This window comes from Actinomyces sp. HMSC075C01 (assembly GCF_001812965.1).
Classification (GTDB): Bacteria; Actinomycetota; Actinomycetes; order Actinomycetales; family Actinomycetaceae; genus Actinomyces; species Actinomyces acetigenes.
Genome location: NZ_KV810987.1, coordinates 122,237 through 137,172, shown reverse-complemented (window position 1 = coordinate 137,172; position 14,936 = coordinate 122,237). Strand labels below are relative to the sequence as shown.

Sequence of the window (14,936 nt, the reverse complement as noted above, 5' to 3'; positions counted from 1 at the left end):
AGGCGCTCAGCGGTGAAGGAAGGCAAAGATGCAACGAAAGATTCTGCTCGACTGCGACCCGGGGCATGACGATGCGGTCGCCATGATGCTCGCCTGGGGCAACCCCTCGATCGAGCTGCTCGGTGTCACGACCGTGGGTGGGAACCAGACCCTGGACAAGGTGACCCGTAACGCGCTCAGCGTGGCCACGGTCGTGGGCATGCACGACGTCCCCATCGCCGCCGGCTGCCGGCTCCCCCTGGTCCGCCCCGTCGAGATCGCCCCGGACGTGCACGGCGACAGCGGCCTGGACGGCGTCGAGCTGCCGGAGCCCGCCGTGGAGCTCGATCCGCGCCACGGAGTGGATCTCATCATTGAGACGATCATGAGCAACGAGCCGGGCACGGTGACCCTCGTCCCCACCGGCCCGCTGACGAATATCGCCATGGCTGCCCGCAAGGAGCCCCGTATCGTCGAGCGCGTCCAGGAGGTCGTCCTCATGGGCGGGGGCTACCACGTGGGGAACTGGTCGCCGGTGGCCGAGTTCAACATCAAGGTCGACCCCGAGGCGGCCCACATCGTCTTCAACGAGAAGTGGCCGATCGTCATGGTGGGACTCGACCTGACCCACCAGGCCCTGGCGACTGACGAGGTGGCCGAGCGCATCGCGGCGGTCCCCGGCAGCGTCTCGCAGTTCACGCTCGGCCTGTTCACCTTCTTCCGCAAGGCCTACCAGGACGCGCAGGGCTTCGACTTCCCGCCGGTTCACGACCCGTGCACGCTCGCCTACCTCATCGACCCCACGATCGTCGAGACCGTCAAGGTGCCTGTCGACGTCGAGCTCAACGGCTCGCTGACCACCGGCATGACGGTCGCGGACTTCCGGGCACCGGCTCCCGAGGACTGCCACACCAAGGTCGCTACGCGCCTGGACGCCCCACGGTTCTGGGGCCTCGTGGTTGATGCGATCGACCGGATCCAGAAGGTGGTCGACGCATGAGCCCGGCAACGGCAGAGGTGAGGGCCTCTGGGGCGGCGGCGAAGAAGTCCGTGGGCGCCGTCATGACGGCCCTCCTGGTCGCCTGCTTCGCCTTCCAGCTCAACGCCTCCATGCTGAGCCCGGCGCTGGTGACCATGGAGAAGGAGCTCAAGACCACCGGGACCGTCATCGCGACGTCGCAGACGGCATTCTTCACGGCGGCGGCGCTCTTCGCGCTCTTCCTTCCCCGCCTGGGGGACATGATTGGTCGGCGCAGGCTGCTGACCTGGATGATGGTCCTGACCGCCGTGGGCTGCGTGATCTCGGCGCTGTCGGGGGTGCTTGGCTCGGTCACGCTGCTCTTCGCCGGCCGCATCGTCCAGGGCGTGGCGGGGCCGACGGTGCCGCTGTGCCTCATCATTCTCAAGCAGGCCGTGCCCGACCCGAAGCGGTACGGGACGCTGCTGGGGGTCGTCACCGCCGTCAACGGCGGTATCGCCGGGATCGATGCCCTGGCCGGCGGGTTCCTCGCCGGACGCTACGGCTTCGCCTCGGTGTTCTGGGTGATGATGGCGGCCGCCGTCGCCGCGGCCTTCGCCGTTGCCCTGCTCACCGACGAGTCTCGGATCGACAACCCGATGCCGATGGACTGGTTGGGCACCAGCCTCCTGGTGGTGGCGGTCGGCTCGGCCCTCATCGCGATTGACCAGGCCGGCAAGCTCGCCCAGGCCAACTGGGTGCTCGTCCTGGGCCTCCTGGTGGTCGCCGGCGTGGCCTTCGTCGCCTTCTGGCGCCAGGAGTCGGTGAGCCGTCACCCCCTGGTGACCACCACCTACCTGAGGTCGCGCTCCACCTGGGCGCTTCTGCTCACCACCATGCTGACGATGACCGGGGTCTTCGCCATCATGAACGGCATCGTTCCCGCCCTCGGACAGGATGCGGACTTCGGTGCCGCACTGGGGGCCGACGTTGTTTCGTTCTGGACGCTGACCCCCTACGCCCTGGCGGGACTGGTCATGGGACCGGTCGCCGGCACCCTCGCCGGCCGCATGGGGTACCACCGGGTCCTTCGGATCGGCCTCATCGGCACGGTGGCGGGGCTCGGCCTTCTCCTCCTCGGGGTGGCGACTCCGCAGCCGTGGCTGCTGCTTGTCATCTCGGTCCTGGTCGGCGTCACCTATGCGGGCATGGGCAACATCATGCTCAACGGGCTCGGCATCGAGCTGTCCCCGAAGGACAACCCCGGCTACCTTCCGGGCCTCAACGCCGGAGCCTTCAACCTGGGCGCCGGGATCTCCTTCGCGATCCTGTACGCGGTGAAGACCGCTGCGGGAGACGTGGGACGAGGAGCCTACGTGGCCACGATCGTCGCTGGTGTGGTGCTGCTTGCGCTGGCGTTCCTCGCTTCGCTGCTGATCCCCCGGGCTGCGGCCGACGGCGAGGCGCCGGCCGGGCCCGCGGGGAGCTGAGTGCCGGGGCGGCTGCGGTCGGCGCGGGGAATCGCCACGAGGTGGGAGACGATGGTTACTCAGAGGGATATTGCTCGCGAGCTGGGGGTGGCGGTGTCGACCGTCTCCAGGTCCCTGAGCGACGTGCCCGGTATTCCTGAGGCGACCAAGGAGCGCGTCCGTCAGGCCGCTGAGCGGCTGGGGTACCGCAGGGATGCGCACGCCGCCTCCCTGCGGACCGGCCGCTCGGGGACGATCAGCCTCGTCGTCGGAGCCATCGACAATCCCTTCTTCGCAGAACTGGCCCACCACGTGGAGACGCAGGCGAACCGTCTGGGGCTCCTGTTGATGATCGCCAATGGTCAGGAGGACCCGGCCGCGCAGGAGCGGGTTGCGCTGTCGATGCTCGAGCAGCGGGTCGACGGCATGATCCTGGTGCCGGTGGGGCCTCCCACGAGCGGGCTGCAGGAGCTGGTGGCCCAGGCCCCGACTGTGGCCGTGGACCGACTCCTGCCCGGGGCCGACGTCGACTCGGTCCTGGTGGATCCCCGAGAGGCCGTCCGCGAGCTGGCCGAGCACCTGCGCGACGCGGGGTACCGGCGTCCGGCCGTGATCTCAGGGCCGGACGCCACCAGTACGGGCGCCGGACGCGCTCGGGTGGTCTCTGAAGAGCTGGAGGCCGCCGGATGGTCCGGTTTCCCGGTACTGTCGTCCGCACATGACGCCTCGCAGGCTCAAGAGGTCGCGGAGCGCCTCCTCGCCGACTGCCAGCCGGATGTCCTCATCTGCGGAGGCAACGTCATCACGCTCGGTGCGCTGCGCGCGATGAAGCGGCTGGGGGTCGACGTCGGTGCCGACGTCGGAGTGGCCACATTCGATGATCTTCCGTGGTTTGATCTGATGAGTCCGGCACTGACGTCCATATCGAATGACATTCCACGCATGGCGGCCGAGACGGTTCGGCTGCTGCTGCAGCGGATTGAGAACCCCAATGGGGCTGTCCAGCAGGTGATTCACGAGGCCTCGCTCAGCCTGCGTGAGTCCACCTGCGGTTCTCGTCCGTGAATCGATGCCACATGAAAGGGAGAAATCTGATGCGTATGTGTGTGCGAGCTGTCCTGGGTGACGTATCCGGCGAGGTCGCCGTCTTCGGTTCCCTCAATGCTGACCTGACGGTCCGAACGGAGCGCTTTCCCAAGCCCGGTGAGACGATCAGCGGGGAGGACCTGGTGATCCTGCCGGGAGGCAAGTCGGCGAACCAGGCGGTTCAGGCCGGTCTTCTCGGTGCTCACGTGAGGATGATCGGGGCAGTCGGGGCTGACGGCCACGGCGACCTGCTCATCGATTCCCTCCAGCGCGCCGGTGTGGACACCTCCGCGGTTCAGCGCGAGGACGTGGCCACCGGCACCGCGATCATCACCGTGGACTCTGCTGGGGACAACACCATCGTGGTGTCTCCCGGTGCGAACGGGACAGTGGATGTCTCGACGGCGCGGCGGCACCAGGATGTCATCGGCGAGGCCCGTGTGCTGGGGCTGTGCATGGAGGTGAGCCCCGACGCGGTGGAGGCCGCGGCCCGTATCGCCCACGACGCCGGCACCCGCGTGGTCTTCAACAACTCTCCGTTCCACCCCGTCCTGTCCGCCGGGCTCCTGGAGGCCATTGACGTCCTGGTCGTCAACGAGCATGAGCTCGCCGACATGCTGAAGCCGGGTGTGAGCGACACTGCAGCTGAACCGGAGTGCGAGTGGGCCGACGACGCCACGGACTGGGGCGATTGCGCGAGGCGTTTGGCCGCCATGGGGATCCCCTCCGCGGTGGTGACTCTGGGGGGCCGTGGGTCGATGGTGATCGAGGGGGAGGAGATCACCCCGGTCGATCCGTTCCCGGTGGATGTCGTGGACACCACCGGTGCCGGCGACTCCTTCCTGGGTACGCTGCTGGCGGCGCTGGCCGCAGGGGCAGGACTCGTAGAGGCGGCTGGTGCGGCCTCGGCCGTCTCCGCCTTCGCGACGACCTCAGTGGGGGCGCAGGCCTCCTACGGGGACATCGCCGCAGTCGAGCAGCACTTCGGATAAGCGCGGCCCGACGAGCGGGCGAGAGCCGAGGTAGTTCGCAGCCGTCGCAGGATGTTTGTGCGCCTCAAGGGTCCGGTGGCAGGAGACCGGCCTCGACGGCACGCGCCTCAGTCGTCCGTGAACTGCTCGAGGTTCTCGGTGTGCGGGTGGCCGTCATCGGTGGAGCTGAGCCAAAAGACAGGGGCGTACTTGGCGTTGACGTCCTCTGAGGGAACCTGCTTGAGCGCGAGGAGACCTGGCCCTGTGGGGAGGCCGACTTCTTTCATCAGGAGATCTGTGATGTCGGTGTGTTGACCTGAATCGGGATCCACGAGTTCCCGCCGAATGCTATCCAATTGCTCATTCGCGGCTTGACGTTCTTGTTTGCCGATGGGGTCGTAGATTTGAGCTAGTAATGATGACGCGGCAGCTGGATCGGAAAATCGTGACATCCACCCCCCGGAGTAGACATCGATGACGCCAGTGATGGTATCGATAGTGTGACCTGTACCGTCTATACGAGAGACCGTCTTGGGAGTGCAGTTACCCGTGCAGGGTTCGCTATATATGCTCTCACTCACAAGAAAAGACCTGTGGCTGGCACCTATGAGCCACTGCGTTGTGGGTAGAGTGGTTGGAGGTGAGTCCTGCTGTGATAAAGAAAGAACTGTTAATGTAGCGTGTCCGTCTCCTCCGGGGAATGGCTGGTCAGATGTTTCGACAGCAAGATGTGTGTCGGTGAGTGCCACACCAATGATTCTGCGAGTGATATGGGTCGTCCGGACAACTGCTCCGGTGGAGGTCTCAACGACCGCAAAATACGTTGTAGCTTTCGTTGAACTATTGAGCTTGAATGCTACGTACTTCCCGTTGGGGCTGAGTGTCCAGTCGTTCGTAAGCGTGGTGGTCTTGGTTGACGGTGACTGTTCACTCGAAGAATCTGGGTGGGTTGACGCATCAAGAGGATATGTGAAATCATTCACTTTGATCTGTGTTGCCCATACTATGTCCTTGCCCTTGTCTGAGGATCGCCTTCCGAACACGGAGAGCGAGGGAGGTTCACCTCCGGTTCCCTCGTCTATGAACTGGCTTACTCCGGTAATGTAGTATCCGTTCGCGGCGATGGAGTTCTTCCACGATGTGAGGTTTGGGGGATTTTCGGCCGAATCTATCGACTCAGCCGTAGAGAAATCCAGTGATGTGATCTTAAGTCCAATGGTAGAATCTAAGGAGCGATGGTGATGGCAGGTGCTGATTGTTAGCATAACTGCAATCATAAGGGCTACAACAGTGAATACTCTGGCATCTCTCCGTAGTTCCTGTTGTACGAATGAGTGAGATGTAGAGGCCTGCAGTGAATTCATGCGTTCCGCTCCGTAACTCCGTAGAAGCGATAGGTCGAGGAATGTTCGCTAGGGCCACTGATATTCAGAAGGATGGTGGTGCATCCGGGGTTGCTTCTGAAATCCACATAAGGTCTCCTAGACTCTCCTTTATCTGCCATAAGTTGACGCACTCCCTCTGAGAGACTGAGTGGACTCGTGTCGATAGTGTCACCTTTGACTGGGATAGTGAGTGCCGGCGAGCCGTCCGATGGACGTAGGGAGATGGTCGCGATGATGGAGTCGCCGTCTGGACGAGGGGCGATCCCTGCCTGAGCAGAAGCTAGGCCTGGGTAGTGCTCTGCAGATGTGGCCGTCCGGTCTCTGGGCGTGAATACTGTGGCGACTCGTGGAGTGTCCCAGGCAGTCATGACGTCATATATGGACTTGTCGGAACCGTAGTAAGGGTATGTCGCCAAAGTCTGAGATGCGGTGGAGGCGACTTCGTTAATACCTGATGCTGCGCCAAGAGGAATTCTGTCCATGTTGCTGGAATCACTCATAGAGGCCTGATCGATGTTGATGGCCTGTGCGGTAGGGTTCCCGTTCTTGTCGCTCTGATTGGTGAACTGGGCGGCCCATCCAGAAATGATGACCGGATTTGCTCCTATGTCATCGCTGTAGCTTCGCGACCGTAAGTTATCGACGACCATCGGATCAATGAGGAGATTGTCGATCCGGGCGCTTGCGGACGGGTTGGTGTCGGGAGCCACAGCGATACTTGAGGTTCCTGCCCATTTTTCTTCATCTGTGTCCTCATTGTCTTGTTCGAAGGTTGAGACAATGAAGGTACTGTGGCCGGCTGCTCCCATGAAGGTGGTATCAATGGCGTTGCTGTCGCTCCACAACTTCCTCCCGTCCTTCAAGGAGTATGCTGTATCCCCGTCGAGAAGGGCGGAATCTGTGAGCTGTAAGCTGCCGCCGTGGCTCATGTGTCTTATGACGGGAGTGCCTGTTCGAGTGTCAAATACCAGTGTCGTCTCTGGTGGGTCGGATGCTGACAAGTATTCATCAGAATTGATGCCCAGATCATCTGGGATTCTTACCCTGAGAGCGAGGTAGTCTCTGTTGGGGCTTGTAAAGGCATATAGTGTGTTAAGGGTTGCTCCGTATGTCCATAAGGTACTGCCGTGGGCTGGCTCTAATGCTGTGATCCCCTCGCTGCTGATCACAATAGGTCCTGCCGAACCGGCGATGACGTGATCGACCCCCACCATATCTTTGACCCAACTCGTTTTGGTGTTGATTGTTGTTGCGATGGGTGCTGTCTTGTGAGGTCCGGCAGAGGTACTGTGTATAAAAGGTGTCACGAAATAGTGTGCCGTTGATGTCAGCAATGAGAGTGCGATGATTGGCGTGAGTGATATGGCAGCAAGTTTTATCTTTGTGATCGGTTGGAGTTTTAATAATGCTTGCTTGGTTGCCTTGACGCTGCTCTCGCCTGGCTGAGGACGTGCCGGGAGATACAGCTTGCGCCAGCGGGCCGGATTGCTGAGCTGCCTAGGGTGCATGGAAAGTAGGGTTCGCACGCGATGCAGGATGATGCTCGTGCAGATGAGTGTTGTGAAGCCAAGGGTCTCTGCTGCGTGGCACAGGAAAATGGGGATGGAGATTCCCGATCGCTCGTATACTGTCATCCAGTGGTGAATATTGATGCCTGCTGTCGCGGCACCAAGTAGTGCAATGAGGCTGACGATGACGATCATCGCCGTTCGCCTCAACTGATTGGCGACCGCGGCGAAGAACCATAAGAGGAGCTGTAGTGCGAACATTGCGACGGTAGCCTCTACTTCCAAGTCGGAAAAAGGGCGCACTGATTTTGTGTGAAGGACGTCGATGTCGATCTTGTAGGTCGAACTCAGTAATTTTGCGATACTCGACGAGGCAAACATCGCTAACACTCCGCCCCAGCGCAGGGCGCGCAGGGTAAGGACACCGCGTGGTGGGAAGGGCTCGCCCCCGCTCTTGCCCTCGCTGTCGCCGGCGTCGGTTGCCGCCTGGGCGGCCTCGGAGACTTCGCGGCCGGGACCTCTCTCGGCTTCTCTCGTGTCCAGGTCCGTCGAGGGTTCGTCGCCGGAGGCAGCAGCGTCTGTCTGGGTGCCGACCCTCTGGTTGCCGGGATCGGTGCCGTGCTCGTCGGCGTCATGCATGGGAGGCATGAGCCTATTGTGGTGACCCATCCGTGACTATGTCAGGTGTTTGCGGGGCCATCGCGCGGTTGAACGTACAAGGGAAAGCGCCCCAGGGGGCGGTCTAGCGTTGCTTCGGTCGTTCCCAGTGCTTCCGGTCGGCGTGCCCTGGCCCGCGCCTCAGTTGTTCGTGAACTGCTCGAGGTCCTCGGTGTGGCGGTGGCCGTCGTCGGCGGCGCTGAGCCAGAAGCGTGGTGCGCCTGCCTCCCGGTATCCCTTGTCGTTGATGACAACCTCGCTCATGACTAGCCCCGGCCCAGTGGGGACTCGTCGCGCCACGGCGCTATCGGTGTCCTCGTTGTAGACCGTGCCTGAGTTGGTGTCGACGACCTCCCAGTGAATTCGACCCTCATCGGGAAGATAGGTGCACCGCCTGATCCACCCTCCGAGAAGGATCTCGCTGGAGTTGGTGAAGGAGGCCAGGTGCTTGCCGTGAAGATCGACCTGCGTCACGGTCGACGTGGTGGTGGAGTCGTGAAAGTGGATGGGCTGTGAGGACAGGAGAAGAGTGCTCTTCCCGGAGCCTGCAAGCCACAGGCTTGTGTTGAAAGACGTCGGAGACGACGTTGTGTCCTTCAGTGAGAAGACGCTGATACGTCCCTTGCCCGCACCAGCGGGGTAGTAGGCGTCAGCTGTCTCGACGGCGAGTGAGTCGCTGGTCAGGGCCTGGCCCAGGACCAGCCCGTCGACCTCCACCGTGCGCACCGGCTTCCCGGAAACTGCGTCAAGAACGACAACGGTCGTCCGCTGCTCGGCGGGGACGACAGGTGTCTGCCGAGCGGGGCGGGGGCTGTCGTCGGCGACTTCCGGTGGACGCAGCACCAGGGAGAGGTACTTCCCGTTCGGGCTCACGGTTGCATAGCCTGCGGTACGGGAGTTGAGGACGTCTCGGGCCAGCTTCTGCGCTGACTGAACATCCATGCCGTTGTCGTGACGTCTGTAGGCTGCAATCCTCGGCGTCAGGGACATAGCCCACACGGGCTCTTTGTCAGAGGCCTCGTATCGTGCAATGAGTGTCGATTCCTGGTTCTTGGTGTTGAATGACTGGATGACGCAGATGTCCGCTCCCTGCGCGGGAAGGTAGGAGGGATCCTGAGATCCAGGATTGCTTATCCAATCGCTCGTCTTGTCTTGGCAGTCCTTCATCTGTTCCGCTGTGAGAGACGTCGGTGACATGGGTGGTGCCGTGCTCGAAGATGACGCACGTGAATTGGAGTGGCAGGCGGTCACCGTGAGTGACAGCAGCAGCGGAAGCGCCACCATGAGCGCTGTGCTTCGATGGCTTATGAAGGCAATGCTGTGTGGGAACTTAGATTTCACGTCAACCTACCCGGGGAACCCGTAGATTCGGAAAGACTGTGATGCTATGGGGAGATTAGGGGTATTGTTGACGATGGCGAGAGTGGCTCCGGGAGTACTCAATGAGGAGATGTAGTGATAATCGTCCCGGCTGACAGCGGTGTCCTTCATGGTGGAGTTATATTCTCCTGACTTTAGCGGGTAGTAGGTTGATCCGGGCTCAACTTCTGCGAGCGGAATGATCCTGCTGTCACCCGTTTTGATCGTGATGTGGCCGTCGCCTGTGGTGATAACGGAGCTATTTCCATCTGTTGTGTTGGTGGCAGGTGTGCCGTTTTCAATGTTCGTTGCCGCGATCCCCACTGCTGTGACATAGTGCGGAAACTGGTTGAGCGGTGCCACCGTCATGGTGGCAGGATTGAAGACCGTTCCGATGCTGCTTGAGTCTTTCCATGTTGAAGAGTAATTAAGGCTTCTGGTCTCCACAGGTCGTCCGTCCGGTGTCGTCGCCGGAAAGACCGAGATCGTGCCGGTGGAGAGAAAGGCTGGGGCGTTGATGCCCAGCGTTGTGCCCAGATCGAAGGTGCGGGTGTCCGCACCGGGCGCCTCGCTGAGGGCGTCCAGGCTGATGGCGTGGGCTCGTCGTGCCTTCAGGTCGTCGTTCTCATGATGCTGTGTTGGGGTGCGATCGTCGTAGACGCCGATCCACCCTCTGGCAGTGATGATGTCGCCGAATTCCTGCTCCTGAAGGACGCCGGTAACCTTCCTGGGCTGGGAGGGGTCAGCCTGAGGTAGAACTATGAGAGAGTCGCTACCGCTATCGTATCCATAAATGAAGCTCGCGTGTCCTGCCGTGCCCGCGTAGGCGGCGACGGGATTCGGTCCAGTATCTTTGTAGAGGTGGATGTCCTTGAGGTCCCACATCCGTGAGCCGTCAGTCAGGGAGTAGGCGACGGTACCGTCAAGAAGAGCTGAATCGCTGAGTTGAAATGTGTCTTCGTGGTCCTCGGTCTGACGGGGATGCTCCAGAATGACCTTCCCGGTGACGGCGTCGAGAACCAGCGTCGTAACCGGTGACGTGCCGTCGAGTTCACGCCATTCTGGGCTCATGGACGAGTAGATCGTCGGATCTGTGGCAACGACTGCCACGTATCGCCCGTTCGGACTGGTGATGAGTCCCAGATCTCCTGACGCGACGGGATCCGTCTCGAGTAGCTGGCTGCGGAACTCAGCGCCGGCACGGCGGTATTGCCAGCGCGCCGAGTCGTTGGCGGGGTCGATCCCAGTAATCGTGTCCCTGGTGAGGAGGATCGGGCCCGCGGCCCCGCCAGCGATGTCGAGGAAGTCGTCGACATCCTTCACCCACGTCTTCTGCGCTCCGAAGGATGTGGGATAGGCGGGTAGTTGGGCGGTATCGACAGCGGGTGCTGTGGTCTGCGTGATCGTGGGGGCGTCGGCATGCGTGCTCTTCACCATGCGATAGGGGATGCCGAAGCCGGCCACCAAGGCAATTGCGGGCAGGAGTGCGATGGCGGCCGTGCTGAGGCGGCGGAAGGGATGGATCTGAACGGCACGGGACCATAGCTGCCGTAACCCGACGCCCCGAGGGCGGCTGAACCAGAGATCCAGAGCCTCGGGGGACGGCTCGTCACCGTGTGGCTCCTCGGAGGGGAGAACGACTGACCGAGCCGCCCAGAGCCCGATATGCGCCATCGCGATCAGTCCGAATGCGGCGATCCCCATCGCGAAAGCCAGGAGCTCGCCCAGACGGACACCGAAGGCGGATGCGGTCTCCCGCCACAGCTGCAGAACCGGAAGGCAGGCGTAGGCGGTGCCTGCTGCAACCCCGGCCACAGGCAGGAGCTTGAGGGCGGTGATGACACCCGTCCGAATTCTGTTCGCCCCGGTGGTGCGGTAGTAAGGCGTGGGCCACACGGATGCGCCCACGAGCCACAGCACCAGCAGCAGCGCGCATCGTTTCCATGACTGGGTGATCGCTACCCGACCCACGCCTTTGATGCCGCTGTTCCAGGCGAAGAACAGAGCGACTGCCATGATCAAGGCGATGACGCTGCCGGCGAGCAGGGCGCGCATGCATGCCAGTAGGCGTGGGTGATCGCTGAGCACGGCATCGTCGTGATCGAGGTGCGCCGGAGACATCTCGGTGTCGGTGCCGACGGTCTCCTCGGCTTCGGAAGGGGAGAGCGAGGTGGGCGGAGAAGGTGTGGATTCCATGATGGTGCGTCGATCGTGGTGATGTCAGTTGTTCTCGAACTGCTCGAGGTTCTCGGTGTGTGGGTGGCCGTCGTCGGCGGAACTGAGCCAGAATGCGGGCTTGAACTCCGTTGAGCCCTTCCCGTTGGGGACCTTCTGCTCGACGAGCAGTCCAGGGCCAGTCGGCACGCCGCTTTCAACGGCGGTCTTTCCCGTGATGTCGATTGTCTTCTTAATGCTGGGATTGACGAGTTGCTGCTCAACTGCCTCCCGAGAAGGGCTGAGGGACTTCCGTTCATCCTCTGACGCTGTCTTTGAGCGTTGCTGATAATCGCTAGCTGCTTTGGGGTTCGCGAACCGGCGGATCCAGCCGCCGGGGTGGACTGAAGTAACTCCAGAGATGCTTCCGGCCGTGCTCCCATCGGTGTTGAGGAGGGAGACGGTCGTTATCGAGCACTCGTCGAAGCAGTCGTCCGGGAGAAGGTCGGGTGCGAGCACGAGGTTCTCCCGGGTGGCGCCCACCAGCCACTTATCGGTGGGGAAGGAAGAGGGCTGAGCGCTTGTCTCTGTCAGGGAGAAGATGGTGATGGTTCCCTTCCCGGAGCCGGCCGGGAAGTAGTTTTGGGCGGTCTCGACGGCGAGGGTGCCGTTGGTGAGCGCCTGCCCTAGGACAACCCCAGAGACCTTGGCGTCCCTGACCGTCTTGCCGGTCTTGGTGTCAAGGACGACGACATGCGTGCGTAGATCGGCTGCCGTCTCTCCCGTCTGCTGCTCGGCGGGAAGGAGGATCAGCGACAGGTGTCGACCGTCAGGACTGACGACGGCGCTCCCCGACGGCGAACGGCCCATGGCGTTATTCATCGCACTTTGGGCGCTGTTGGTGTATTCGGTTCTCTCTTGGTCGGCGACTGCAGGTTTGATCGAAACCGCCCACTGGAACTTATCAGTGGAACGTTCTCGACTCACTACGATGGTCGTCAGTTCTTTGGCAGTGGAGCCTATCCCCCCAGCTACGTATGATGTGCTCATGGTGACGGTGCCGCTGGCGGTTGACGCTGGTCCGTTGTCAATATGGCTGCTTGAATCCTGCGTCTTGGACGCATCTGCTTCCTGCGCGGTGAGGGAGGTGATGACGAGGCTTTGAGTGCCTTCCCCGATGCTGCATGAACTGATGGTGAGCGCGAGCGTCGCGGTTGCGACGAGTGCTGTCAGCCGCCGGAGCGTGGAGGATGTGCGGGGAGTCAGGGGATGTGCGGCTCTCATTTCTGTCCTCCGGTGATGCCGAAGATCCGATATGTGCTGCGGCAGGTCTGGTCTTGGTGATCTGAATCGACACCACAGCTGGTGTACAACGTATCGGTTGCGTTGAGAATGGCGATGACGGCTCCGGGTGTCCTGACAGCCTTTGTGCGACTCTCGGGGTTGACGCCCTGAGGGCTGAGCGGCTGGGCTGGAGCGTTCTTGGTGTCGGTCAGTTTCTGGGATGGCTGATATGTGGAACCGGGTGTGATGGGGATGGTGGTGCCGGGTGAACCGTCACCGGGACGAATGACGAGTGCTGCGGAGGATGAGCCGTCTTCGGCAGGTGTCTCAACGATCCCAGTGCGCGCGCCAGCAAGGCTCCGATCCTGTGACACGGGGGTGACCGTGCGGGTGACTGGGTCGAAGACTGTCGCGGCTCGTGAGTTCTCTGCGGGGTAGAGGAGGTCCGCGTCCCGACTGATGACGGGATAGGTGACGATACTGCCAGAGATGCGTGATGCCTCTGCGTTGATCCCCGAAGTCGCCCCTAGTGGGAAGGTTGAGGTGTCGGCGCCGTCGACCTTGGCCAGTGCGTCCAGGCTGATCGTTTCAGCCACAGGGTTACCCGAGGAATCAACCTCGCCGGTGTAGCGGGCTGCCCACCCGTTGATGAAGACACTGAGTAGGTAATCGGTCCGGTCTGATCCAAAAGGAGGTTCTGACAGAATGTGCTGAACCTCAACCTTGGCGCTAGGGTCGTTCTGTGGACAGACCGTGATGTTTACCGCTGACATCATTGAGTTGGAGGAGGCATCCTCGGTGGAGCGGTCCTCAGACATCCTCAGGAGGAATGAGGAGTGCCCGGCCGGACCGGAATAAGGAGCGTCGGCGCTCTCCGGGAGAGACCACATCTGGGACCCGTCGGTCAGGGAGAAGGCGGTGTCGTCGTCGAGGACTGCGGAGTCGGTCAGCTGAAGATAGCCGCCGGAACCCTGATGCTCTACGACGATCCTGCCGGTCAGAGCGTCGAAGACCAGGGTGATGGCGTGAGGAGATGCGACGAATGTGGGCAGCTGGACCCGGGCGGCCACGTACTTGCCGTCAGGGCTGGTGACCAGCTCGCCTCGGTTTGAGTTCCAGCCGGCGGGGGCGTAGGTCATGTGCTTGCGGCTGTAGCTCCACAGGACGCTGCCGTCCTTGGAGTTGAGCGCCATGATGCCATCGTCGGTGAGGAAGATGGGACCGCCGGCGCCCGCGACGGTGGTCAACTTGGTGGAGGAGATCTCCTTGCTCCAGGAGGCGTTCGGCGCCAGCGACGTGGGAGGTGTGAGCGAGGTGTCGGCGGGGGCGGTGGCCATGACGTGGTGGACCGGGTTGGCCAGTGCCCATGTTCCCGCGAGGGCTGAACCAAGGGTTAGTGCTGGGGCAATGACCAAAGCCGTGAAGTAGGCACGCGTGCGTCGAGGTACCCGAATGCGCTCGTAGCGGGGGAGTCCCTTGTCGGTCTTCTCTCCGGTCTTGCGCTGGAGGTGGCCCCAGCGGCTTGGGTCATCGGGATCGCTGTTACCGACCGCGGTGGTGCGCATGCGCAGGTAGTGCTGCAGTGGGACAACGTTGAGGAAGAGCGTGGCTGAGAGCGCCACTCCAGCCAGCGCCAGCAGGAACAGGACGGAGAACCCTGTCTCCTGGTAGGTACTCCACCACGCCATTATCAGAGACGCCGACATCGTCACGCCCAAGGCCGCCATGACCGTGATCATGACCGTCGTCAGGATGGGGCCCTTCTTCCCCCTTAAGGTGAGGCACGGCCAGACCAGCACCCCTCCGACGATCATGCAACTTGTCAGTACTGAGACTTTGCTCGGGATGAGGCCGCTGGCCGTCTTGAGCTCTCGGCGCAGCACCAGTGCGGTCGCCGCGAGCACGACGGTGCCGATGAGTCCGCTCCAGCGCAGGGCGCGCAGCGTGAGGGTGCCGCGTGGTGGGAAGGGCTCGCCCTCGCTCTTGCCCTCGGCCTCACCCGTGTCCGGCGCCGTCGAGGCATCGTCGCTGGAGGTGGCAGCTCCTGGCTGAGTGCCGGGATCGGTGTCAGGCTGATCGGTGCTGTTCTCGGCGGCGTCGGGCGTGGGAGGCATGAGCCTATTGTG

10 protein-coding genes are annotated in these 14,936 nt (G+C 62.3%); 4 read left to right on the top strand and 6 right to left on the bottom strand.

Translation table 11 applies throughout. The features are described from left to right. The first annotated feature begins 28 nt into the window (after positions 1-28). Genes HMPREF2883_RS06195 through HMPREF2883_RS06180 form a run of 4 tightly spaced genes read left to right on the top strand, consistent with a single transcriptional unit; the run spans position 29 to position 4,484 of the window. A complete protein-coding gene (locus tag HMPREF2883_RS06195; RefSeq protein WP_070659752.1) occupies positions 29-979 on the top strand; it encodes a uridine-preferring nucleoside hydrolase UriH in 951 nt (316 codons plus the stop codon). After that, positions 976-2,427, top strand: coding sequence for a uridine transporter UriT (locus HMPREF2883_RS06190; protein WP_070659750.1), 1,452 nt, complete (start codon positions 976-978; stop codon positions 2,425-2,427). Before HMPREF2883_RS06195 ends, HMPREF2883_RS06190 begins: the two co-directional genes overlap by 4 nt. Positions 2,428-2,478: 51 nt before the next feature. Beyond that, entirely contained in the window at positions 2,479-3,471 is a 993-nt protein-coding gene (locus HMPREF2883_RS06185) for a LacI family DNA-binding transcriptional regulator (protein WP_070659749.1), read from the top strand. A 29-nt stretch (positions 3,472-3,500) separates the two neighbouring features. Then, on the top strand, positions 3,501-4,484 hold the full coding sequence (locus HMPREF2883_RS06180; protein ID WP_070659748.1) for a ribokinase: 984 nt from the start codon (positions 3,501-3,503) through the stop codon (positions 4,482-4,484). A 107-nt stretch (positions 4,485-4,591) separates the two neighbouring features. Here HMPREF2883_RS06180 and HMPREF2883_RS14735 read toward each other — a convergent pair whose 3' ends face one another. From HMPREF2883_RS14735 to HMPREF2883_RS06155, 6 genes are all read right to left on the bottom strand, one after another. Continuing rightward, complete coding sequence (locus HMPREF2883_RS14735) at positions 4,592-5,827, bottom strand: hypothetical protein (protein WP_141759049.1); 1,236 nt, start codon at positions 5,825-5,827, stop codon at positions 4,592-4,594. Then, positions 5,824-8,004 carry a hypothetical protein gene (locus HMPREF2883_RS14730; protein WP_176747156.1) on the bottom strand — a complete coding sequence of 727 codons (2,181 nt, stop codon included), beginning with the start codon at positions 8,002-8,004 and terminating at the stop codon, positions 5,824-5,826. The genes HMPREF2883_RS14735 and HMPREF2883_RS14730 overlap by 4 nt, the downstream gene beginning before the upstream one ends. A gap of 150 nt (positions 8,005-8,154) precedes the next feature. Continuing rightward, positions 8,155-8,955, bottom strand: a complete 801-nt coding sequence (locus HMPREF2883_RS06170; RefSeq protein ID WP_256277363.1) for a hypothetical protein — start codon at positions 8,953-8,955, stop codon at positions 8,155-8,157. Between the two features lie 405 nt (positions 8,956-9,360). Further along, positions 9,361-11,568: a hypothetical protein gene (locus HMPREF2883_RS06165; RefSeq protein WP_070659746.1), complete on the bottom strand. Its 2,208-nt coding sequence runs from the start codon at positions 11,566-11,568 to the stop codon at positions 9,361-9,363. Positions 11,569-11,592: 24 nt separating this feature from the next. Next, on the bottom strand, positions 11,593-12,810 hold the full coding sequence (locus tag HMPREF2883_RS06160) for a hypothetical protein (RefSeq protein WP_070659744.1): 1,218 nt from the start codon (positions 12,808-12,810) through the stop codon (positions 11,593-11,595). Beyond that, the gene (locus HMPREF2883_RS06155) at positions 12,807-14,924 is read right to left on the bottom strand and encodes a PQQ-binding-like beta-propeller repeat protein (RefSeq protein ID WP_070659742.1); all 2,118 of its coding nucleotides are present in this window, start codon (positions 14,922-14,924) and stop codon (positions 12,807-12,809) included. The genes HMPREF2883_RS06160 and HMPREF2883_RS06155 overlap by 4 nt, the downstream gene beginning before the upstream one ends. Positions 14,925-14,936 lie beyond the last annotated feature (12 nt).